The organism is Nocardia glycosmidis (assembly GCF_052545115.1).
Window position 1 is genome coordinate 80,342 of sequence record NZ_JBQWRH010000013.1, and the last position, 24,236, is coordinate 104,577.

Here is a 24,236-nt window from a genome sequence, read left to right on the forward strand (position 1 = left end):
CACGCCGTAGCGATCGGCACGGGCGGCTCAGGACAGCGGCTCGCTGATACTGCTCGTGGTCGTGGTCTCGGAGGGCCCGAACCCGCGGTAGAACTCGCGGGTCCGTCTCCCGGAGATCGGCTGTATCCAACGTTGCAGCAGCTCCGGCGGGCAGGTTTCGCCGCCACCGACGATCACCACCCGAAGCCGGTCGAGTCCGGCCGGGTCCATGGTGGCCAGCACGGCGGGCGGGACGAACGCGTGGGTCACTCGCTCGCGCCGCAGCAGCGCGGTCAATTCGGCTCCCTCGCACACGGTCGGCGCGACCACCACCATGGTCGCCGCGCCGCCGACCGCCAGCAGCAACTCCAGGACCGACGCGTCGGAGGACGGTGACGCGAAATGCAGCGTGCGCGAACCACTCGTCACGCGATAGCGTTCGCGCTGCTCCGCGCAGAAATTCGGCAAACCCGCGTGGGTGACCATCACCCCCTCCGGCGCACCCGTGGAGTCGGAAGGGTAGCGGACGTAGGCCGGGTCCTGCGGACGCAGCGGGCGAGTCCGTTCGTGGTCGGTGACCGGGTCGGTGGGCTGACGATCGAGGCCCTGGGCGAACTCGTCGGTGTCGATGACCAGCCACTCGACCTCGCCGGGCAGATCCGCGCGCACCGCGTCGACGGTCAGGCCGACCACCGGTCCCGAATCCGACACGATGTGCGTGATCCGGTCGCGGGTGGATTGCGGGTCGACCGGTACGAAACCCGCCCCGGTCTTCACGATGGCCCACACCGCGAGCACCGACTCGAGCGATCGGGGAATACCCACCGCCACCAGGTCTTCGGGCCCGATACCGCGGGCAATCAGCATCCGCGCCAAGCGGGTGGACCGGTCGTCGAGTTCGGCGTATTCCAGCTCGTCCAGTGATTCGGACTCGTCGGCCGTGACCACCGCGATACCGTCCGGGTTCTCCTCCACGGCGGCAGCCAGCAGATCCGGCAGCAATGCGACGGTGACCGGCTCCGACGGTTGCGGGGCGTCGGCGATCGACCCGGCGGTCAGCGCGCGCTGGGCCTCTTGCGCGTCCAGTATGTCGATGTCCCACACCGCCATCGACGGGTCGGCCGCCGCCGCGCTGAGGATGCGCTCGAATCGGGAGGCAAAGGCACGCACCGTCGAATCGTTGAAAAGGTCGGTGGCATAGGCGAATACGACGACCACGTCGCCGGGCGAGCCATCGGCAGCGAGTCGTGGCTCGATGATCACCTGCAGGTCGAATTTGGCGGTGACCTCGCCGGTGTCCAGCGCGGTGACGGTGAGTTCCGGCAGCTCCAGCGTGGGCTGTTCGAGGTCCTGGAACGACAGCATCACACGGATGAGCGGATCGGCCGCCGCGCGACCGGCTTCCTCCACGACGCGTTCGAAAGGTATGTCAGCGTTGGCGAATGCCGAAAGAGCGGTTTCCCTGGAGCGATCGACCACATCGTGGAATGTGGCCGTGGGATCGACCTCGACGCGCAGCGCGAGCGTGTTGACGAACATTCCGACCAGGTCATCGAGTGCTCGTTCGCCTCGACCGGCGATGGGGGTACCGATCACGATATCGGTCCCGCCGGACAGCCGGCCCAGTAGCGCGGCAAGAGCGGCGTGGGCAACCATGAACAACGTCGCCTTGTGGTCGCGCGCGATTCGGGTCAGCTGATCGTGGACGAGCGCCGGGATGGTGATCGCCGTCGATGCGCCCCGGGTCGATGGCGTGGCCGGGTGCGGACGGTCCGCCGGTAGCTCCAGTGCCCCGGGCAGCTGAGCCAACTGGTTGCGCCAGTACGACAGTTGCTGTGCCGCAAGGGAAGACGGGTCGTCCTCCGAGCCGATAACGGCGTGCTGCCAAAGGGCGAAGTCGGCGTATTGCACCGGCAGCGGCGACCAGTCCGGCGCATCGCCGCCGACGCGGGCGAGGTAGGCGGTCACCAAGTCCCGGGCCAGTGGCGCGAGCGATACCCCGTCGGCCGAAATATGGTGCACCACAAGCACGAACAAATGCTCGTCACCGGAACTGAACAGCCGCAACCGGACCGGTACGGCGCCGGTGACGTCGAAACCGGTGGACATCAGCCCGGCCACCATGACCGCGGCATCGGCGGTGTCCTGGTCGACCACCAGGCCGTCGGGCAGCACCGCGTCGGTCGACAGGATCTCCTGATGCGGGATGCCGTCGAGATCGGCCGGGTAACGAGTGCGCAGCACCTCGTGACGTTCCAGTACATCGACGACCGCCAGGCGCAACGCGGGGATGTCCAGGGTTCCGGTCAGCCGCAGCGCGAAGGGCATGTTGTAGGCCGCGGAGTCCGGATCGATGCGGTTGAGCACCCACATCCGTTGCTGTGCCAGCGACAACGGGACGCGGTCCGGACGTGCCGATCGGGCGAGTGCCGGGCGGGCAGGCACCCCGCCAGGAACCACTCGAGCGGCCAGCGCCGAGACCCGGGGCGCCTCGAACAGGTCCCGGACGGTGACCCGCGAGTTCAATGTCTCGTTGACGCGGGCGACGGCCCTGGTCGCCAGCAGCGAATTGCCGCCGAGGGCGAAGAACTCGTCCTCGGCACCCACTCGATCCACACCGAGAAGGTCGGCGAACACCCGGGCGACGGCATGTTCGGCGGGGGTTCGGGTGGGGCGGTACTCGGCTGTCTCGAACACCGGCTCCGGCAGGGCCCGGCGGTCCAGTTTGCCGCTGGTATTCAACGGCAATTCCGGCAGGACAACCACCGCGGCGGGGACCATGTACGACGGCAGAACCGCGGCCAGCGCATGCAGCAGTTCACGCGAGTCGAGCGCGTGTCCGGGGTGCGCGACGACATAGGCGGCCAACTGTTCCCCCAGCGCGGAGGCGATCACCGCCGCGGCGGCTTGGCTGACCGAGGTGTGGGTGAGCAGAGCGGTTTCGATCTCGCCGAGCTCGATGCGTTGGCCGCGGAATTTCACCTGGAAATCGGTGCGCCCCACGTACTCCAGCCGCTGCGGCCGTTCGGCGTCGGGTGCACGCCAGATCACCAGGTCACCGGTGCGATACATCCTGGTCCCGCGGTCGAACGGGTTGGCTACGAACCGCCCCGCGGTCTGCGCGGTCTGGCGCACGTAGCCGCGGGCCAATTGGTCACCCGCCAGATACAGCTCACCGGCCACTCCGGCGGGCACCGGCCGCAACCGCGAATCCAACACATACACCTGGGTATTCCACTGCGGCCGACCGATCGGCACCGTCGGCCCCACACCGGCTCCAGCCGGCCAATAGGTCACCGATACCGCGGCCTCGGTCGGTCCATACAGGTTGTGCACCCGTGCATCGGTGACCGCGCGCACCGCACGCACCGTATCCGGCGCCAGTGCCTCCCCGATCACGAACAGATCCCGCAGACTCGCGACACTTCCGGCGGGTATGTGCGCGGCGAATTCGCCCAACATCGTCGGGACGAAATCCGTCATCGTCACCGCATGCGCGGCAATGGCGGCGGCGAGATACGTCGGATCGCGGTGCCCGTCGTGATCGGCGAGAACGAGTTTCGCACCCGAGCGCAGCGGCATGAAATAGCCCCACAACGAAACATCGAAGGTGGTCGCGGTTTTCTGCAGATACACCTCCCCCGGCCCCATCGGGTACTGCGCGAGCATCCACTCGATCTGGTTGTCGATCGCCGCGTGCGAGATCGCGACACCCTTCGGACGGCCCGTGGAACCGGACGTGAAGATCACATACGCCAAATGCTCCGGCCGCACAGGGCGCCGCAGTTCCTCTGCGCGGACCGGCGCACCTGACCGTGGTGCCATATCGAGAGTGTCCACACACAGCGTCGCGATGTGCTCCGGCATCGGCACCGCATCGGCGGTCGTCGTCAGCACACAGATCGGGTGGGCAATGTCCAGAACGTGCGCGATCCGCTCGGCGGGGTGATCGGGGTCCAACGGCACATAGGCCCCGCCGGCGGTGAGGATGGCATACATACCGACCACCAGGTCCAGCGACCGTCGAAACGCCAACCCCACCAGCGACTCCGCACCGACCCCCTGCTCGATCAGTACCCGCGCGAGCTGATTGACCCGCGTATCGAATTCACGGTAAGTCAGCTGCTGGTCTCCATACACGACCGCGACCGCATCGGGATGCTCAGCTACGGCGCGGCCGTACCCGTCCAGTAGCAGCCCGGTGGTGACCGGGTGGCGGGTCCGGTTCCAGTCGACCAGGATTTCGGCGCGTTCGGCCGCATCCAGTAGCTCGATCTCCCCTACCGCCAGCTGCGGTGACTCGGCGACGACAGTCAGGATTCGGCACAGTCGCTGCGCGAATGCGGCGATTGTGGCCTCATCGAACAGGTCGGTCGAGTAGGTGAGCGCTGCTGCGATCCCCAGCGGGGTGCGCTCATCCTCGTGCGGCACCATGGTCAGCTCGAGGTCGAACTTCGCCACCGGCACCGTGAAGTCGAGTGCGGAGACGTTCAGCGAGGGCAGTTCCAGGGTCGACGGGGCGAAGTTCTGGAAGGTCAGCATCACCTGGAACAACGGGTGATGCGCACTCGACCGCACCGGATCCAGTAGTTCCACCAGCCGTTCGAACGGTACCTCGACCTGCCCGAACGCCGACACATCCTGGCCACGCACCTGATCGAGCAACGCCACGAACGTCTGCGCGGGGTCGACCTCGGTGCGCAATGCGAGGGTATTGACGAACATGCCGATCAACCCCGCCAACGCCGCATCGCCGCGGCCCGCCACCGGGGTACCCACAGTGATATCGGTCGTGTTGGACAACCGCGCCAGCAACACCGCGAACGCCGCATGCGTCACCATGAACAAGGTGGCGTCGTGCCGCTGCGCCAACCGATTCAACGCCGCGTGCACCGGCGCGTCGATCTTGAACTCATACGACGCGCCGCGACCGGAGAACACCGCCGGACGCGGCCGATCCGCCGGCAAATCCAGCTTCTCCGGCACATCGGCCAGCCGGTCGCGCCAGAACCCGATCTGACGAGCCAGAATCGATTCCGGGTCTGCCTCCGCACCGAGCACATCCCGCTGCCACAAGGTGTAGTCCGCATACTGCAACGGCAGCGGCTCCCACACCGGAGCCGCGCCGGCCGCTCGCGCCGAATACGCCGCCATCAGATCCGCAGTCAACGGCCCCATCGAGGAGCCGTCGGCGGCGATGTGGTGCACCACGCACACCAACACATGCTCGGTCTCGTTGACCCGCAACAAGCGCAACCGGACCGGTGGCGCCACCGTGACATCGAAACCCGCACCCACCACCGCCACGGTGTGCTCGGGAAGTTCCGCTTCCGTGACCTCCGACACCGGCAGCTCCGGCACCGCACCGGGCTCCGAAACCGCGTGCACGAGCTGACTACCCGCGCCGTCGTGCTCCGGATAACTGGTGCGCAGCACCTCGTGCCGCTGCACCAGGTCGTGGATCGCCCTGCGCAGCGCGGCGACATCCAGTTCCCCGCTGAGCCGCACCGCGAGCGGGATATTGTTGCTCGCGCTCGCCGGGTCGAACCGATTCAGGAACCACATCCGTTGCTGGGCGTACGACAACGGCACCCGCTGTGGCCGCGGCATCGGACGCGGCGCCGCAACAGGCGCCTCCGTCAATTCGCTCAGGCGCTCGGCCAGCCTCGCCACCACCGACGCCTCGAACAACAACGCCACCGGCACCCGCACACACAACGCCGTACCCAGCCGGGCGACGGCCTGCGTGGCGATCAGCGAATTGCCGCCGAGCTCGAAGAAATCGTCGTCCGCGCCGACCCGGCCGGCATCGTCGCCGCCTTGCGGCAGCAACAGCGCCGCGAAGGTATCCGCGACCAATCGTTCGGTCGGCGTGCGGGGCGCGCGGAACTCCCGCGCGGTGAGCACCGGCTCCGGCAACGCCGCACGATCCAGTTTGCCCACCGGCGTCAGTGGCAACTCGTCGAGTACTGTGATCGCGGCCGGAATCATATACGCCGGTAGGGTTTTCGCGAGGAACTTGGTGAGCTCGGTGGTATCCAGCACAACTCGACCGCCGGCGTCGGTCATGGACTCGACGCGCGGCAGCACATACGACACCAAGGCTTCGACCCCGGAAGGCAGCGTCACGCCGAGTGTCGCGGCGTAGTCGACATCCGGATGCGCGGTCAACGCGTTGTCGATCTCGTCGAGCTCGATCCGCAGACCACGGATCTTCACCTGAAAATCCACCCGACCGTGATACTCCAGCACCCCGCCCCGGGTCCGCCGCACCAGATCACCGGTGCGATACATGCGTGCGCCCGAAATACCAGCAGCCCCGGCGAACGGGTTGGCGACGAACCGCTCCGCACTCAGCCCAGGGCGCTCTAGGTAACCCTCGGCCAGCGCGGGGCCGGACAGATACAACTCACCGACCACCTCGGGCGGCACCACCCGCAATCGCGCGTCCAGCACATGGATACCCACACCGGGAACCGGAGTCCCGATATGCGTCGCGCCGTCCCTTGACAACGCTTCGGTGGTGGTGGCGAAGATCGTGGTCTCGGTCGGCCCGTACACGATGAAGAACGACCGCCCGCTCGCCCACCGCGCCACCAACTCCGGACCTACTCGCTCACCACCGCACAGGATCGCTTCGAGGTCGTCGAGCCCAGCCGGGTCCAACGACTCCAACGCACCCGGCGTAATGCACAGATGCGTCACCCGCTCCCGCCGCAACAGATCGGCCAACTCCACCCCACCGAACACCCGCGGCGGCGCCACCACCAACGTCGCACCCGCCGAAAACGCCAGCAACAGCTCGATCACCGAGAAATCGAAACTCGGTGAACACAGATGCGTGACCCGCGACCGCCGATTCACCCCCCGAACAGCGAGCTCATGCTCCACCAAACCCGCCAAACCCGCGTGGGTAACCGCGACGCCCTTCGGCCGGCCCGTCGACCCCGAGGTATAGATCACATACGCCACATGCTGCTCACTCAACGGACGCAGCCGGTCCAGATACGACACCGAATGCGCCGCTTCCGCGGCGATCCGCTCCCGATGGGCGGGCGCATCGAGTTCGATCCACTCCACGCCCGAGCCGGGCAGCCCCGCCCGATGCGCCGAGGTGGTCACACCCAACGCAGCGCCGCAGTCCGAGACCATGTGCGCGATGCGATCGGCCGGATAGCCCGGGTCGACCGGCACGTACGTCGCCCCCGTCTTCGCCACCGCCCACACCGCCAGCACCGACTCCACCGAACGGGTGACAGCGACCGCAACGAAGTCCCCCGGCCCGACGCCGTACCCGATCAGGTACCGCGCCAGCCGCGACGACGCCTCATCCAGTTCCCGGTAGGTGAGCTCACGCTGATCAGCGGGATCACCGGACGGGTTGTACCGCAGCGCCGCCGAGTCGAACGCGGTGTCGACCGCGGCAGTCAACAACTGGGGGAACAGGAGACTCCGTGCTCGTGCGGGACGTGCGCGACGAGCGGAACGGCGTGTCGAGGTCATACGGTGGCAGATTCACTTTCTGATTTGATCACTGTCCGCTCTGGCTATGGAGCCAGAAGCAGTGCCTCAAATGCGTGAACCCATGACCCAAGCGTGCTGTCGAAATATAGCGAACGACCGATGCACCCGCGTACCGAGGGCAGGGGGGTACCCTATCCGGTCGGCCACCAACAGTGCTTGTGACCAAGGACATTTCCGGAAGCCCGGTGACGGTTCCCCCGCGCCGCCGACCGTGGACACGAAGGGTCACCGACCGGAGCGTTCGAGGTCGGCCAGTTGCTGCTGGAGACGGTCCAGGGCCGCACGGATGGCATCGATCTGCGCGTTGAGTTCGGCGATCCTCGCCTGATCCACAGCTGGCGGCGCGACCGCGGGCGGCGCTGCCACCGGTGGTGGTAACGGCTGTTGGCCAGGTGGTGGCGGCGCCCCGGGGCCGCCACCCGGTGCGGTCGCCAGTCGGCCGGTACCGCCGCCGAACACTTGTTCGAGCGCCTCGGCGAGGGTCGGGGCGTAGCCGACGAGGACTCCGCCGGTGCCCGGGTCGCGGTAGCTGACGAGCATCCGCGCCAGCTGCGGAAACGTCGATGCGTTCGGCGTCGTCGAGATCCGCTCGGTAAAGAGGGGCTCGACGTAGAGCACGCCACCGTCGGCGATCGGCAGGGTGAGCAGGTTGCCGTACTGGATCCGGTTCGAACGCTCGAGCAGGGTTCGCTCGGACGCCACCCTGGTGTCGGAGATCATCGAGTTCTGGATCTGCTGCGGCCCCTGGGTGAGGGTGTCGGTGGGCAGCTGCAAGACGCTGATCTTGCCGTAGTTCTCGGGGTCCGAGTCGGCCCAGACATAGGCGGAGAGAAATTCCCTGTTGTACCCGACCATCGCGCTGGCCAGCCGGAACGACGGCGCAGCGGTGCCCTGGTCGCCGACCAGGACGTAGAACGGAGGTTGGTGCGGGTTGGTGTCGACGGTCGGGTCGCTGGGCACCGACCAGAAAGCATTGGTGGTGAAGAACTCGCGCGGCTCATCCACATGGTATTTGGCGAGCATCTCGCGCTGGGTCGTGAACAGGTCCTCCGGGTAGCGGAAATGAGCCCGCAGTTCGGCGGAGATCGACTCCTCGGGTTCGACCGTGCCGGGAAACACCTTCATCCACGCCGCCAGCACCGGGTCCTGCCGATCCACCTGGTAGAGGGTGACCGTGCCGTCGTACGCGTCGACGGTGGCCTTGATCGAATTCCGCGCATAGGAGATCTGCCGGGGCGAGTCGGTGTCGCTGTCCGGCGCCTGGGCTCCGAGCGAGCCGCGCTTGGCATACGGATAGCCGTCGATGGTCGTGTAGGCATCGACAATCCAGACGATCCGACCGCCCACCACCGCCGGGTAGGGATTGTTGTCGGTCGTCAACCACGGCGCGACGAGTTCCACGCGATGGCGCGGATCCCGATTGAAGATGATCTTCGATCCGGGACCGATCGCCTTGGAGAAAATAATGTTGCGCTCGGTGTACTTTGCGGCGAAGGCAAGGCGATCGGGCCAGCTCCCGATCGGTACGCCACCAGCGCCGTGGTAGGTGTACTTGGTGGTGTCGGTGTCGTACTCGCGGGGTTCGGCACCGCCGCCGACGATGGCATAGTCCGGTTCGGCCTGGGCGATCACTTCGCCGTAGTAGACGCGGGGCTGATCCACCGGGATCACCTGGTGTCCCGAGCCTTGCGAGGCGATGTCACTGACCGTGTAGATCGGGTACCCGCTGTTGCCGCTGGCGGCCGCGTCAGCAGCCTCGCGGACCGCGGCGTTGACCCGGTTGGCCGGTGCGGCGACGAACCCGTTTCCGTGCGTGTAGACGGTGTGCCGATTGACCCAGTGGCGCTGGTTGCCGCTGAGCGCGCTCGGAGTCAGTTCTCGGGCCGCGACCACATAGTCGCGCAGTTCCCCGCCGATGCGGTAGCGGTCCAGGTCCAGATGGGCGGGGAAGCTGTAGAAGTTCTTCAACTGTTGCTGCTGGGTGAACGTTCGGGAGAGCACATTCGGGTCGAGCAGGCGGGCGTCGGCGATTGTGGTCGTGTCCGCCGCGACTTCGGTGGGCGGCTTGGTGCCGACTCCGGGATATGCCTGGTATGCGACCCGGTCGCTGCCGATCCCGTATGCCTGGCGAGTAGCTGAGATGTTGCGCTCGATGTAGGCCCGCTCCATGTCGGCCGCGTTCGGGCGGACCGAGAGCTGCTCTACGGCGAGTGGCCAGACGGCCCCGACCAGGATCGACGACAGCAGCAGAAGCGCGGCGGCCATCGCGGGGATGCGCAGGTCCCGGATGACGACGGCGGCGAAGAACGCGATCGCGCAGATCACCGCGATCGCGAACAGAATGAGCCGAGCCGGAAGGACTGCGTTGATGTCGGTATATCCGGCGCCGGCGAAGGTGGGTTCCTTACGGCGGCTGGAGAGCAGGGCGTACCGATCGAGCCAGTAGGCGGCCGCCTTCACAGCGATGAACGTACCGGCGATCACCACGAGCTGGACGCGGGCCGCGTGGGTCACACCGGCTGAGTCCGCGGACAGCCGAATGCCCCCGAGCAGGTAGTGCACCGACAGGCCGGCGAAGAACGCCAGGACGGTGGCGACGAACAGCCAGTTCACGACGAAGCGGTAAAAGGGCAGATCGAAGACGAAGAACCCGATATCGAGCCCGAATTCGGGATCCGACACGCCGAAGGACCCGCCGTGGATGAACAGTTGGACGGTCATCCAACTGGACTGTCCGATGAGGCCGCAGAGGAGCCCCACCGCGGCGGCGATGCCCACCCCGAACCGCAACGGCCACCGGATCACCATCGCTCGATACGGCCGGAGGCTGTCTTCTTCCCCGGATTCGGGCAGGAAGACGGGACGGAACCGGAACGCGAGCCACATCACCGCGAAAAGAACGCCACCGATGAACAACGCGACAACGATGAACAACGACAGGCGCGTGAACAGCACCGTGCGCCAGACACCGCGGAATCCGACTTCACCGAACCACAGCCAGCTGATATAGGCGCTGATCAGCCGGGGAATCGTCAGCAACGCGACGACGAACGCCGTGGCGGCGATCACCAGCACTCGAGTGCTGCGATGCAACCGCCGCAGGCCAGGGCCGTCGCGTGCGCTCATCTCCCACTCCCGTGGCCGGCTCGGGCCGAACCCGAGACAGCCGACGCGGACGATTCAGCCCCGATCCTACCGAGGGAGCTGCGCGAGCATGGCCAACCGCGCGCCGACCAGGACGAAGGTGTCCGCATTCAGTCACCCCGGGTCCGTTCCTCAGTCGTCACGGCATAGCACACCGGGGCTCTCGCCGATTCGACCGGCGAAGCAACGGGTGTTCGGCGTTTGCCACCGCACCCGCTCAGGTCCCGATCCCGCTCGCAGCCCGGTCGAGAAAGGGCGATTCGCCAGGCGATCGCGTGGAATAACCAGCCAGAGGCCGGCGCCGAGATGACGAGGGAGCACGCCATGGACGACGAGATCGAGAGCGCACCGCGACTGACCGCGTTCCCGCGGATCGACGACTACGGTTTCATCTCCGATTGCGAGGTCACCGCCCTGATCGCCCCCAGCGGAGCTATCGAGTGGATGTGTCTACCGCGCATGGACTCCCCCAGTGTCTTCGCGGCGGTGCTGGACCGTTCGGCCGGGTCGTTCCGGTTCGCCCCCGCCGACTTCATGGTGCCCACCGACCGCCGCTACGTCCCGGGCACGATGGTCATGGAGACCAGCTGGCGCAGCGGCGAAGGCTGGGCGACGGTGCGCGACGTGCTGCTGGTCGGGCCCTGGCGGCACCATAAGCCCGGCCGCAGCGCCCATCGTCGCACCCCGACCGACTACGACGCCGAGCACATTCTGTTGCGGACGGTGCGCTGCGAGACCGGGCAGATCCAGTTCGGGCTGGACTGCCAGCCATCGTTCGACTATGGCAGGCATCGCGCGCGCTGGGAGTACCTCGACAGCTACCACCTCGCGCAGGCGGGCGCCGACGGAGTCGATCTGCAGCTGACGTTGAGCACCGACATGCGCTTGGGGTTGGAAGGCACGCACGCGGTGGCCCGCACCTTGCTGAAGACCGGTGAAAGGCGCTTCTGCGCGCTCTCCTGGGGCAGTCGCGACGCCCCCCGTGATGTCGACGAGGCCGACGAACGGCTGTTGCGGACGATCCATCATTGGCGGCACTGGCTGGCCGGCGGGCGGTTTCCGGACCATCCGTGGACAACCCAGCTCACCCGCAGCGCACTGACCCTCAAGGGCCTGACCTTCGCACCCACCGGTGCCATAGCCGCCGCCCCGACTACGTCATTGCCCGAAACACCAGGTGGACAACGCAACTGGGACTATCGCTACTCATGGGTCCGCGACTCCGCCTTCGCGCTGTGGGGCCTGTACACACTGGGATTCAGCTGGGAGGCGAACGACTTCTTCTCCTACATCCTCGACCTGACCGAGACAGCCCGGGACATGCAGATCGTGTACGGCATCGGCGGCGAAACCGATCTCGCCGAGCAGACCCTGACTCATCTGCGTGGTTACAACAACGCCGGTCCGGTGCGCATCGGCAACGACGCGTATCGGCAACGCCAACACGATGTGTGGGGCGCGGCGCTGGATGCGGTCTACCTCTACGCCCGCCATCAAGATCAAATCGACGCACGGGCCTGGCCGCTGCTCGGCCGGGCGGTCAAGAGCGCTCTCACCTACTGGCGCGAGGCGGACCACGGCATCTGGGAGGTTCGCGGAAAGCCCCAACACTTCACCTCGAGCAAAGTCATGTGCTGGGTTGCCGCCGATCGCGGCGCCCGGCTGGCCCGCATCCACCAGGACTTCGAACGCGCCGATCGCTGGCAGCAGGCCGCCGACGAGATCCACGCCGACATTTGCACCCATGCCGTCGACTCTCGTCAGGTGTTCACCCAGTACTACGGGAGCACGGCGCTGGACGCGTCGAACCTGCTCATCCCGCTGGTTCGCTTCCTGCCACCGGACGACGCCCGGGTTCGCAACACCGTGTTGGCCATCGCCGACGAACTGACCGAAGACGGCCTCGCCCTGCGATACCGCGTCAGTGAAACCGACGATGGCTGCTCCGGCGCGGAAGGCGCTTTCACCATCTGCTCGTTCTGGCTGGTCTCGGCGCTGTCGGAGATCGGCGAAAAGAAGCGCGCGAAACAGCTGTGCGAGAAACTACTCGGCTACGCCAGCCCCCTCGGCCTCTACGCCGAGGAGATCGACCCCCGGACCGGCCGGCACTGGGGCAACTACCCCCAGGCTTTCACCCACCTCGCCCTGATCAACGCCGTGATGCACGTCATCCAGGACGAACAGGCCGAACTGCGGCAGGCGCTCGGCGGAGAATCGATCGCCCCCCGGCTCGGCGAAGCACCGTTCACGGTGGGATACCTCCACCACTGAATTCGACGATGCCGGGACGGCCTGGCGGGCGATCACCAACTGCGGTGTCGCACTTGCCGCCCGATCCCGGTTGCGATCCGAGAATTCCCGATGATCCTCATCGGGAGTGCCCCCAGCGCTGGTCGATCTGACCGGTCATCCAGATCTCCTGGGCCGCAGTCACTCCAGTCCCCGTTTGTGCCCCATCGGTCCAGCGGACGATGTTGTGGTGGCGGCTGCGGCGAAGTCCCACCACGTGCCGGAAAGGGGCCGAGCGCAGCGGACGGAGCGCTACAGTACGACCGTGACAGAGAACCGATCGCCCACCGGCGCGGATCGCTCGCAGGATCTCGGAGTGCCGCCTTCGCCCGACTTACGTTCCGACGATTGGTCGAGTTCCGACGAGACCCTTGCCCAGCTTTTCCGGCGCGTCGAGACTTATGCCATAGAAGCACGCGATTGGTATTCAAGGGACAAACTAACCAAACGCCGGGCGAGTCGCGCGCTCACCGCGGCCATGATCGTTTTGGGCCTACTCGGGATCCTGGTACCCCTGCTGACCACCGCCGGAGTCGACGCTCTCGATCCGAGCTGGGGATACGCACTGCTGGCCTGCGCCGCCGGATGCGCGGCATTCGACCGGGCCTTCGGAATTTCGACAGCGTGGACACGTGACATCCGGAGCGCGCAGTCGATCAATACAATGCTGTGCGATTTCCAGCTCGAGTGGATATCCATTTCGAGAACATCCGCCAATTCCAATGCGGAAATCGATCGGCGAATGGAAATGCTCCGGCATTTCATCCGCAGAATCAATGATGTAATCGCACTGGAAACAGATATCTGGACGGCCGAGTTTCAGCTTTCGACGGAGGCGCTGATCAGCAGATTCGATCGAAAGCAGGGCCCGTAGCCTTCGGCCCGTTCGAATTCGCCGGTGCGGCCGCCGGCGGCCGCACACGCACCGCCCGCCCCATGGCCGGACAGCTCGGACACATCGAGCCGGAAACCATCGCACCGCTGCGGCGAGCCGAAGCCGTCGCATGAGCGGCTGCGTCGCCGGCGCTATCGGCGCCGGCGGGTTCGCTCGGGCGAAGGGCGCTCCGGCGATTCTGTTGTGCGCATGCAAGACTCGTCCCAGTGCTCACCTACCTACAAGCGACTGTCATCGGCGCGGTGCAGGGCGTCACCGAACTGTTCCCGATCTCCAGCCTCGGGCACTCCGTGTTGGTTGCCGCATGGCTCGGAGGCGATTGGAAGAAGTTGACCGGCCAAGGCGAGACCGCCACGGACACACCGTATCTGGCATTCGTGGTCGCGCTGCATGTGGCGACGGCAGTCGCGCTGCTCGCCTACTACTGGCGCGATTGGGTTGCCATCGTCACCGGTTTCGTCACAACCCTGCAGACCAGGCGCCTCGACACCATTCCGCAGCGGCTCGCGTGGCTGATCGTGATCGCCACCATCCCCGTCGCTGTCCTCGGCCCGATGCTGGAGCACACGCTGCACGCGCTGTTCGCTGCGCCGATCTACGCCAGCGTCTTTCTGACCCTCAACGGCGTAGTGCTGATCATCGGCGAGGGACTGCGCCGACGTAATGAGCCGTCGCTGGCCGAATACGGGCGACGGTTCGCCCGGAAGGAGGCGCGCAGAGGTGTTCTCACCGCCGAGGCGCAAATCCGGCGCCAAGCAGACCGGCCCCTGGCCGCGCTCGGGGTCAGGGACGCCATCGGCATCGGCTTCGCGCAAGTCGGCGCGCTGCTGACCGGATTCAGCCGGGCGGGGCTCACCATGGTCGGCGGTTTGTGGCGTGGTCTCGAACACGAACACGCGGCCAAATTCGCCTTCCTGCTCGCCACTCCGGCCATCCTGGGCGCGGGGTTGCTGGAAATACCGGAACTGGTGGGACCGAAGACCGACGGCATCCGAGGGCCGGTGCTCGTCGGGGCCCTCGTGTCCGGAGTGTCGTCGTGGCTGGCAGTGCGATTCCTGGAGCGGTACTTCCAGACCCGCACGCTGCTGCCGTTCGCGGTGTACTGCATCGCCGCCGGATTGCTTTCGATTGTCCGGTTCGGCTGAGATCTCGACGGTCGACTCGGGTCAGCCGGGCCGGGGAGCGGAGCGAGCCCCACACGCAGCGCAGTGACATGGCCCCGTCCGCCGCCAGGCGCCGACGTGTCTTCAGCCCGGTCACGAGCACGCCGGTGACACACGGGAATTGGATCCGTTCACGCGGGGCGCAAAGCATCGAAGCTGTTGGCCGTGGTCGACAACACCCGTCCGCATCGTGACGCCGGCGACCACGATTGCCGGCCGTCAGCCATGCCGGACGCAGCTCACCGTCGAGTCTGCCGCGCGTGCAAGGGCAGCCGCGGGTCAACAGCCATGTCCGCCCAGCTATCACGCAGCCACGCGTGTGCCGGGTCGTGACTGATTCGCCAAGCCCGCTCCGGTCCGGGCCCGGCCATGATGTTCAGGTAGTACATGTGGTAGCCGGGGGCGGCGATGGAGGGCCCGTGGTAGCCGTGCGGCACCAGCACCACGTCGCCGTCGCGGACCTCCTCGAGTACGTCGATCGGACGCTCGGGTGTGCCGTAGACCCGGTGGTAGCCGAATCCCGGCGAGTCATCCGCGCCGCGAGCGAATTCGAAGTAGTAGATCTCTTCCAACGGGGTCTCGGTATCGGTGAGTTCATCGTGCTTGTGCGGTGGATAAGACGACCAGTTCCCGCCCGGGGTGATCACCTCGCAAGCGATGATCGACTCGGCTTCGAAGACGTCGGCGGTGGCGAAATTGTGCACCTGGCGGCTGCAGTTCCCGGCACCGCGCAGCTCGACCGCGACCTCCGCCGCCGCGACATACCGGAACGGCAATTGCCGGTGCACGCGGGCGCCGCCGAGCGCGAAACGCCCCCCGGCCGTGCTGGAGACCGTGTAGGAACTGGCGCAGCCGATATAGGCGAAATCGGTCGGACCGTCGAAAACGCCTGCCCGGCCGGCCAATTCGTAGGACTCACCACCGCAGGTCACAGTGCACGAGCCGGACAGCGGCACTACGACAACCTCGTCGAGCTCAGTGTCGGCCCGGTACACCCCCTCGGCGCCGAGTTCGATGACGTGCAGACTGGTGTGGCCCCACCCGGCGGATTCGGGCGTCACCGCGACGAGATGCGGGGCACCCGCGGTGCGGGTCGCGGGCAGATAATGCTTGCTTTCGGTCATCGGATCAGGCCTTTCCACTCGGCGACGGCGCGAGCAGCGCGGCTATCTCGCCCTGGGTGGGCATGGCGGTGGAGCATTCGAGGCGCGAGGCGACGATCGCGCCCGCGGCGTTGGCGCGCCGCAGAATCGTCTCCAGATCGAGGCCGGCCAGCAGACCGTCGCACAGGCTGCCTCCGAAAGCGTCGCCCGCCCCCAGACCGTTACGCACCTCGACGGCCACCGGTGCAACGACGACCGACTCGTGCCGCGTCCTGCCCAGCACCCCGTCAGGCCCCTGTTTGACGATGGCCAGGTCGACGCCGAGGTCCAGCAGCGCGTCGGCGGCCCGATCAGGGTCGGTCTCGCCGACCGCGATGCGGCATTCCTCCCGGTTGCCGACCGCGACCGTCACCTGGGCCAACGCGCGGCGCATCTGTTCGCCGGCCTGTGTCTCGTCGTTCCAGAACATCGGGCGATAGTCCAGGTCGAGCACGGTCGACGGACGACGCCCCCGCACCTCCCAGGCCGCGAAATGCGCTGCGCGGGATGGTTCTTGCGACAGGCCGGTGGCGGTGCACCAGAAGACGCCGGCGCCGCGGATCGTCTCGGCATCGACCTGCCCTGCGGTGATCTGCAAATCGGGTGCGCTCGGCCGGCGATAGAAGTACAGCGGGAAATCGTCGGGCGGGAAGACCTCGCAGAACGTCACCGGCGTCGGATACCGATCGGTGATCGTCACCAGCTGATCGCTCACGCCGAGCCGGACCAGTTCGCGCCGGACGAACCGGCCGAACGGGTCGGCGCCGACACCGGACCACAGTGCGCTACGGCGGCCGAGCCGGGCCGCGGCCACCGCCACGTTGGCAGCGCTGCCGCCGAGGAATTTGCCGAAGGTGTCGACATCCTCCAGTCCGACGCCGGACTGGAGGGGGTAGAGGTCGACACCGACCCTGCCGGTCGACACCAGCTCGAACTGCTCGGTCACGGGCTCACTCCGGGGTTGGGCGCACCAGGACGGCGTTTCGCCTGTTCCGACTGTGCGCCACAACTTACCCGCTTGGCACGGCAGCACGCAGACTTGTATGACGAAACAACAAACCACCCGATCCGCCGCCGCAACCCCGGCACGCCGACGCGGCCGGGCAACCGGCCGCTTCGGGCATAGCGTCAGGCTTTCGCCTGGGCCGCGGAGCGAGCGGGGTTGGCCTGGGCCGCGGCCTTCGGGTCGAGTTGGCTCCGCTTCGCCCGCACGCCGGCCTCGACCCGGTCCCCCAGATCCTTGTCGACATTGCGCCAGTACTCGAACGCCCGCTCCAGCACCGGTGGGGTGACACCGTTCAGCAGGTGCCCGACGATATTGCTCACCAGCCGCTGCCGCGCCGCGTCGTCGAGCACGTCGCGGACCATGGTGCCCGCCTGGCCCCAGTCGTCGTCGTCCCGGCGCAGGGTGTAGGCCTCGCGCACCATTTCCCCGTCGGTGTACCAACTCGGGATCGGCCCTGCGACAGCGGGGTCGGCGTGCGGACCGCCCTTGGAGTTCGGCACGTACACCGGGTCGCCCGGGTTGTGATGACGCATCGCGCCATCCTTGCTGTAGGACCGCACAGCGGTGGCGCGCGCCGTATTGACCGGCAGCTCTTTGTAATTGGCGCCGATGCGGTGGCGGTGCGCGTCGGGATAGGAGAACCACCTCGCCAACAGCATCTTGTCCGGACTGGGGCCGGTGCCCGGAACCGAGCTACTCGGCTCGAACGCAGCCTGCTCGATCTCGGTGTGGTAGTCCGCCGGGTTGCGGTTCAGCGTCATCCGGCCGACCTCGATCAGCGGGTAGTCGCCATGCGGCCACACCTTGGTCAGGTCGAAGGGGTTGAAGCGGTAGGTCTTCGCCTCCTCGAACGGCATGATCTGCATCTTCAGCGTCCAACTCGGGTAGGCGCCGCCCTCGATCGCCGCCCAGAGATCACGGAGGTGGTAATCGGTGTCCATCGAGGCCATCTGGTCGGCTTCGTCCTGGGTGAAGAACTCGACACCCTGATCGGTCTTGAAGTGGTATTTGACCCAGAACCGTTGCCCGGCCGCGTTGAACCACAGATAGGTGTGGCTGGAATAGCCGTTCATGTGCCGCCAGCTACGCGGAATGCCGCGGTCGCCCATCAGCCAGGTCACCTGATGCGCGGATTCCGGCGACAACGTCCAGAAATCCCACTGCATGTCGTGGTCGCGCAGATTGTTGTCGGCGCGGCGCTTCTGGGAGCGGATGAAGTCCTGGAACTTCATCGGATCGCGGACGAAGAAGATCGGCGTATTGTTGCCGACCATGTCGAAATTGCCCTGCTCGGTGTAGAACTTCAGCGCGAAGCCGCGCGGATCCCGCCAGGTGTCGGGGCTGCCGCGCTCGCCCGCGACCGTGGAGAAACGGGCCAGCATCTCGGTTTTCTTGCCGGGTTGGAACAGCTCGGCCATCGTGTAGGCGCTCACGTCGTTGGTGACCTCGAACCTGCCGAACGCCCCACCGCCCTTCGCGTGCGGCTGACGTTCGGGCACCCGCTCCCGGTTGAACGCCGCCATCTTCTCGATCAGGTAGGCATCGTTCAGCAGGATCGGACCGTCGGGCCCGACCGTCAGCGAGTGCTCGTCGCTCGGGACCGGAACGCCGGCGTCATCGGTGGTGTAGTTCGAAACAGTCATCTCTCTCCTCTCCTCGCGAGTCGCGGGCGGGAGGCCGACGGTGAACCGTCAGGAGGTGTGGCACCGAAGACCGGATCCCGACGCGCGACGCCAGGTGGCAGGAATGGTTCTGTCGATCGACTTCCCCGGCGCCCACTGCTCAAACTACCGCCGACCAGAGCTTCCAGCGCCTGAGCCGACAGGATCACCGCAGCTCGGCCACCGGATCTCCCAGGTTGCGCCGGCAGCGAAACGACGTGCGACGCGGGCTGAGCGGAATTCCGGCTCGGGTTGGGTAGATTCCCCCGCGATGTCCAGCATCCATTCGATACCCGATGAGACCGCGGTGCCCGATCCCGCGGCGCTTGCTGCGTCGATGGTCGGGCGCCGGTATCGCTCCCGCGACTACTACGAGGTCGGACGCGAGAAGATTCGCGAGTTCGCCCGTGCGGTGCGCAATTACCACCCCGCGCACTGGTCGGAGGACGCGGCTGCCGATCTCGGCTACGACAGTCTGCTGGCGCCGCCGACCTTCGGCGCGGTTCCCGGCTATCACGCCTATGCCGAAGTTCTCGATACGATCCTTCCCGGTTATGACCTGAGCCGGATGATCCAGACCGAACAGATGGTCGAGTTCCACCGCCCGCTGCTGGCCGGCGACCGGATCGGCTTCGAGGTCTGCCTGGACTCGTTCCGGCGTGCCTTCGGCGGCGACCTCATTGTGCTGCGCCAGACCATCCTGGACCAGGAAGATCGGCCCATCGTCACATCACGGACCAGTATGACCGGGCGCGCCGACAGTACGCTCCCGGGTTCGATCGACGCGGTCGTGATGCACGGCGCACGCCCCGACACGCGGAGGGCGGCCCAGCCCTCGCACCCGCGCTACGTCGGACCGGTCACCGAGCCCGTCCGGGAAGCCCGCGCCGTTCCGATGAGGGCGGGGGCGCGGCGGTTCGACACCGTCGTCCCCGGCGCGGAGCTTGCGCCGCGAACACTCACCATCAGCCGGGGCGACCTGGTCAACTATGCCGGCGTCGCGGGCGACCCGAACCCGATCCACTGGAGCCCCGAGATCGCCGCGCGGATGGGGCTGGAAACCGTTGTCGCCCAAGGCATGTTGACCATAGGGCTGAGTGTCGACCTGCTCACCTCATGGCTGGGCGACCCCGGCGCCCTGCGCGCCTACAACGTGCGACTGACCAGTCCGGTTCACGTCGGGGCGAGCGGCGGCCGGATCGAATTCCGGGGCCGGGTCAAACACCTCGACACCGACGCGCGCGTCGCCACGGTGGCGATCACCGCCGAGCACGAGGGACGCAAGATCTTCGGCCGGGCGACGGCCGAGGTCGCCCTCGCGTGAGCGCAGGTCCCATCCCCCACCCGAAATCCGTGTGTTTGGTCCGGAGAAGCCGGGGCACGTTGGAGACGGAGCGCGGTCGCCCGGATCGGCGGACGCGTGCGCGGTACCCGATCGAGCGGGCAGCGGGCCCGCTCGCACCCGAAAGGACCGGTATCTGTCGTGGTTGTGCTTCTTGCTGTGATCGGCTCGGCAGCACTGGCCGTCATCGCGATCCATGCCACGGTCGTCGCTCGCAGCTTGGCCGAACGTCGATCCCCGCGCCGCGACGACGCGCAGCGGCGCGACGAAAACACCGCTCGGCTCACGCGCACCACGGTCTGATTCCCTGCTCGGCCATCTCGCGGCCGATCCAACACCGGACCCGCATCCGTCGTATCGGTGCGGCCCGGGCGGTGGACCGATGCCTGGCCCCAGCCGGCTTCGCCGGTTGCCGCGAACGTGGGCGTGGGCGTGGGCGGCACAAGGCCACGGCAGAAACGCGAAAAGCATTGCCGCACAGAGGCTATCCTTGCCTATGCAACACGTGATGCAGAACCTGATCATGGCACCCGGCCAACCACACGACACCTCGCCCCGGCCTGGTGAATCCGAGCCGGCACAACCCGCAGAAACGCTGGTCGGCCGGCCTGATCCCAGCCACCTCGACGCCTGGTGGCGTCCAGTCGTACAGTCCAGCCGGCCGCACCGCAGCGTCGCGTGACCGCGGACAGCCCCACGCCCGTGACCGACTGGCAAACCTACCCCAGCACCTCGGCCGCATCCTGGCGCCACGGCACGGTGGTCTGGTTCAACGTCGAGAAAGGCTTCGGATTCCTCCAGCCCGCGGATGATCCGACGCCGGTGTTCGTCGAATACACCAGCATCGAGACCACGGGCTACAAATCGCTGCGCGCGGGCCAGCCCGTCATCTTCACCGCCGCCATGCGCAACCGTGGCCCGGAAGCGACGGCGGTGCGTCCGCTGCCCCCCGCCGCGGCGGATATGCGGCGGTCAACTGGCAACGATTGATCCAGCGGCCGAATCGCCGGCCCCATGCCGAACCCAGGCATGGGGACCGGCGGGCCGATACCTCGCTCACCTGGTCGGCTACCGATCGAACGCATCGGCATCGACCTGCACGCCACCTAGAGCTATCGGCCGGCAAGCAGGACAATAGACGACAGGCGACGGCGTGTCCGAGACCGTTCGCGGACACGTGGTCGTGACAGAAGCTCCCAAGCTGCGGCCCGGATCCCGTCCTAGCAGGAGGCGACAATGTCGATAGCCACCGCACCCGCGCCCGTCGAGCGATACGAATTCTCCTCGACCGACTCCGCCGAGATCACCGACTACATCGACCGGATGTACGTCGGCAACCGCGCCCGATTCCTCGATGTCCCGCCGGAGCCGACGTTCACCGTCCGGACTGTCGCCACCGACACGATGACCGTAGACCGGGTCGGTGGCGCGATCGGTTACGCCACCGACTCCGAACCCTTCGACTACCTCGTGTTCGAACATCTGATCGCGGGCCGATATCTGCTGCGCGGCGGTGCGGAAGTACTGCTGCGCCCCGGCGACGTCGCGGTGGTCCCGATGGGTGTCGGGCTCTCCTTCGAAGCCCACGATCCGGACATGTCCCTGCTCCGGCTGCCGATGGACCGCGTCACCGCGGCGGCGGAAGGACAGGGTGGTGCGCCGGTGGGCGGTCTCCGATTCCACTCCGCGTCTCCGGTCTCGAACACCATGGGGCAATACTGGCAGCGACTGGTCAGCGTAGTTCACCGCGCCCTGATGGACCCCGAATCATCCATGCGCAACCCCTTGGTCGCCGAGCAGACGGCCGCGGGTATCGCGGCGGCCGCGCTGATCACTTTCCCGAACACGGCAATGACAGTCGACTACCTACGCGACCCCGGCCCGATCACCCCGTCGGCCTTGCGGGGTGCGATCGAATACATCAACGCGAATGCCGACCAGCCGCTGACGCTCACCGACATCGCCGAGGCCAGTGGGGTCACCGCGCGCGCCCTCCAGCACGACTTCCGCCGGCATTACGACACCACGCCGCTGGGCTATCTCCGTCGGGTGCGCGTCGAGCGCGCCCATGAGGACCTGTCCACATCCGAGCCCGGCGACGGACAGACCGTGGCCGCCATCGCCGAACGGTGGGGCTTCGCCCGCCCGGCCCGCTTCGCTGTCGCCTATCTCGTCCGTTACGGCCGGCCACCCACTGAAGCTTTGTCCGCGTGACTACCCGCGTGGAGTACCTGCCGGTCCCCAGCCGCATGGCGTCACGCCTGAAGCGGCGAACGCTCTCGCGGAAGCGCGGCGGTGTGACGCCCGCCACCTGATCGGCAGCTGATCGTGGTGACCAGCCCACCCGAACCCGCTGATCACGGGCCTGGCTGAGCAAAAACAGGTATACCGACCGTCATTCGACCCTCGCCGGACGCCGCCACACGGACCACGCTGGGTGAAGCCAACCAGCAGTAGTTCGATGAGGTTTCCATGTATCCACACCATCAGGAGCGCACCGAGAACGCCCACGACGACAGTGCACCACGTCCGTTGATGATCCGGCGCTGTGCGGCATGCGACAAGCTGTTCGATCCGCTGACCACCGCGTGTTCATCCTGCCGATCCCGCGATCTCGAGGGTTTGCCGTCGTCCGGCGTCGGCTCGATCGTGTCCTGGCGCGTCGCGGACCGCGTCGCCTGCGGCAGCCGTCGTGAGCTGGTCCCATCGACGATCGCCATCGTCGCACTCGACGAGGGCCCCTGGGTTTACACCATGCTCGAGGGCGAACGCTTGCCACCGGTCGATCAGCCGGTCCGTGTGCAATTCCAGCCGCGCAGCCGGGGCGGCAGATTCCCGGTCTTCGCGATCATTTCCGATCAGCACGCCTCGAACGGCAGTGCTCACCTGAATTGAACACACTCGCCCACGTCCGTCCGGATAGGGAATCGCAGCCGCGGCGGGCGAGCTCTCGCCGGACGGCTTCCGGCCCTTGCCTTCGATCACGGATCGGCGAACGCTCGAGTGCATGGCCAAGCCGTATCGAGCAGGATGGGGTGTGCGGGCGTCCAACGCCTGGATGCGGACCGCAATACGCGCTGGTTTGCCGATGTGGACGTTCCGTCTGCTCACTGTGTCCGGGCGGCGCACCGGCCGCCCGATCGAGACACCGCTGGCGGTGTTCGAGCAAGACAACCGGCGATTCCTGGTGGCGTCCTATGGAACGGTGAACTGGGTGCGCAACCTCCGGGCGGCACACGGCAAGGCGACACTGCGCCAGGGCAAGCACGTCGAGACTGTGACGGCCACTGAGTTGCCCCGCGACCAGGCGGCCGGCGTGTTCCGGGCATCGCTGGCCTCGGGGCCGCCACGCGTTCCGAAAGCCGTCGTGGCACTGTATCGACGGTTCTTCGTGCTGCCGTACCTGGATGTGCGCCCGGACTCCTCGCCGCAGCAATTCCTCGACAACGCACGCACGCATCCGGTCTTCGAAATCGTGCCGACGTGACCTCATCCCGCCCGGAGTGTGCGGGAATGCCCAGGTCGTAGGGTGCGCACCGCGATTATTCGCAGACCGGGATGCGGGCCGGTCGGTGCTGGTGCCCGCCGTTCTGCGGATCGGCGCTCACCGCGAAGACCGGAAACCGGTCTTCGCGGGGATGCGGCTGGAACTGCACGCGCACCGGCCGGCTCGAAAACGAGGGGACCTCCCCCTCGATGGACGTGTAGACCAATGGGCCTTCGTCGAGCTCGACAATGGCGATCGTCAGCGGCACCAGCTCGCCATGCCGTTCGGTCGGGGCACGATCCACTACCCGCCACGACACGAGCGAACCCAACCCAGACGAGGGCACCGGATCGAGATCCTCGGATCCGCAGGATGAACACCCGGCGGTCACCGGCGCGAGCAGCTTGTCGCATGCCGCACATCGCCGAATCATCAACCTGTCATTTACGCACTGTGCACTGCGGTCGCTGACGATATTCGGGGTGTGCTCCGGATTGTGGGTGCGCATGCGAGCCTCCGCGGAATGGTGCTGGCGGGATTCGCTCCAGCGTCCCTCATACGGGGCGTTCCGGCGACGGTCGGATGACCGGGGACATACCTATTT

General features: G+C 67.0%; 15 protein-coding genes and 1 pseudogene. 9 read left to right on the forward strand and 7 right to left on the reverse strand.

Features of this window, described 5'->3' with window-relative positions:
• Positions 1-27: 27 nt before the first annotated feature.
• Positions 28-7,482 carry a non-ribosomal peptide synthetase gene (locus tag ACT86A_RS17660; protein ID WP_445093244.1) on the reverse strand — a complete coding sequence of 2,485 codons (7,455 nt, stop codon included), beginning with the start codon at positions 7,480-7,482 and terminating at the stop codon, positions 28-30.
• A gap of 246 nt (positions 7,483-7,728) precedes the next feature.
• The gene (locus tag ACT86A_RS17665) at positions 7,729-10,629 is read right to left on the reverse strand and encodes a UPF0182 family protein (RefSeq protein ID WP_445093245.1); all 2,901 of its coding nucleotides are present in this window, start codon (positions 10,627-10,629) and stop codon (positions 7,729-7,731) included.
• Between the two features lie 342 nt (positions 10,630-10,971).
• Between ACT86A_RS17665 and ACT86A_RS17670 the strand changes: the two genes are divergently transcribed.
• From ACT86A_RS17670 to ACT86A_RS17680, 3 genes are all read left to right on the forward strand, one after another.
• The gene (locus ACT86A_RS17670) at positions 10,972-12,918 is read left to right on the forward strand and encodes a glycoside hydrolase family 15 protein (RefSeq protein ID WP_445093246.1); all 1,947 of its coding nucleotides are present in this window, start codon (positions 10,972-10,974) and stop codon (positions 12,916-12,918) included.
• A 283-nt stretch (positions 12,919-13,201) separates the two neighbouring features.
• Positions 13,202-13,810 carry an SLATT domain-containing protein gene (locus ACT86A_RS17675; protein WP_445093247.1) on the forward strand — a complete coding sequence of 203 codons (609 nt, stop codon included), beginning with the start codon at positions 13,202-13,204 and terminating at the stop codon, positions 13,808-13,810.
• Between the two features lie 227 nt (positions 13,811-14,037).
• The gene (locus ACT86A_RS17680; RefSeq protein ID WP_445093248.1) at positions 14,038-14,976 is read left to right on the forward strand and encodes an undecaprenyl-diphosphate phosphatase; all 939 of its coding nucleotides are present in this window, start codon (positions 14,038-14,040) and stop codon (positions 14,974-14,976) included.
• 257 nt (positions 14,977-15,233) lie between these two features.
• Here ACT86A_RS17680 and iolB read toward each other — a convergent pair whose 3' ends face one another.
• The 3 genes from iolB to ACT86A_RS17695 form a co-directional block, all read right to left on the reverse strand.
• Positions 15,234-16,118 (reverse strand): 5-deoxy-glucuronate isomerase, encoded by an 885-nt coding sequence (iolB, locus tag ACT86A_RS17685; RefSeq protein ID WP_445093249.1) that lies wholly within the window; start codon positions 16,116-16,118, stop codon positions 15,234-15,236.
• Between the two features lie 4 nt (positions 16,119-16,122).
• Entirely contained in the window at positions 16,123-17,082 is a 960-nt protein-coding gene (gene iolC, locus ACT86A_RS17690) for a 5-dehydro-2-deoxygluconokinase (protein ID WP_445093250.1), read from the reverse strand.
• A 182-nt stretch (positions 17,083-17,264) separates the two neighbouring features.
• Positions 17,265-18,785 carry a catalase gene (locus tag ACT86A_RS17695; protein ID WP_445093251.1) on the reverse strand — a complete coding sequence of 507 codons (1,521 nt, stop codon included), beginning with the start codon at positions 18,783-18,785 and terminating at the stop codon, positions 17,265-17,267.
• 289 nt (positions 18,786-19,074) lie between these two features.
• Between ACT86A_RS17695 and ACT86A_RS17700 the strand changes: the two genes are divergently transcribed.
• The 6 genes from ACT86A_RS17700 to ACT86A_RS17725 all read left to right on the forward strand — a co-directional run bounded on the left by ACT86A_RS17700 (position 19,075) and on the right by ACT86A_RS17725 (position 23,632).
• Complete coding sequence (locus tag ACT86A_RS17700) at positions 19,075-20,127, forward strand: fused (3R)-hydroxyacyl-ACP dehydratase subunits HadA/HadB (RefSeq protein WP_445093252.1); 1,053 nt, start codon at positions 19,075-19,077, stop codon at positions 20,125-20,127.
• Between the two features lie 159 nt (positions 20,128-20,286).
• Positions 20,287-20,448, forward strand: coding sequence for a hypothetical protein (locus ACT86A_RS17705; RefSeq protein ID WP_445093253.1), 162 nt, complete (start codon positions 20,287-20,289; stop codon positions 20,446-20,448).
• Positions 20,449-20,823: 375 nt separating this feature from the next.
• Positions 20,824-21,135, forward strand: coding sequence for a cold-shock protein (locus tag ACT86A_RS17710; RefSeq protein WP_445093254.1), 312 nt, complete (start codon positions 20,824-20,826; stop codon positions 21,133-21,135).
• Positions 21,136-21,381: 246 nt separating this feature from the next.
• Entirely contained in the window at positions 21,382-22,359 is a 978-nt protein-coding gene (locus ACT86A_RS17715; RefSeq protein WP_445093255.1) for an AraC family transcriptional regulator, read from the forward strand.
• 258 nt (positions 22,360-22,617) lie between these two features.
• Entirely contained in the window at positions 22,618-23,040 is a 423-nt protein-coding gene (locus ACT86A_RS17720) for a Zn-ribbon domain-containing OB-fold protein (RefSeq protein ID WP_445093256.1), read from the forward strand.
• A gap of 112 nt (positions 23,041-23,152) precedes the next feature.
• Complete coding sequence (locus ACT86A_RS17725; RefSeq protein WP_445093257.1) at positions 23,153-23,632, forward strand: nitroreductase family deazaflavin-dependent oxidoreductase; 480 nt, start codon at positions 23,153-23,155, stop codon at positions 23,630-23,632.
• Positions 23,633-23,687: 55 nt separating this feature from the next.
• Here ACT86A_RS17725 and ACT86A_RS17730 read toward each other — a convergent pair whose 3' ends face one another.
• Positions 23,688-23,978, reverse strand: a complete 291-nt coding sequence (locus ACT86A_RS17730) for an OB-fold domain-containing protein (RefSeq protein ID WP_445093338.1) — start codon at positions 23,976-23,978, stop codon at positions 23,688-23,690.
• Between the two features lie 15 nt (positions 23,979-23,993).
• Positions 23,994-24,140 (reverse strand): annotated as a pseudogene (locus ACT86A_RS17735) (zinc ribbon domain-containing protein); the annotation flags it as partial.
• Between the last annotated feature and the right edge of the window lie 96 nt (positions 24,141-24,236).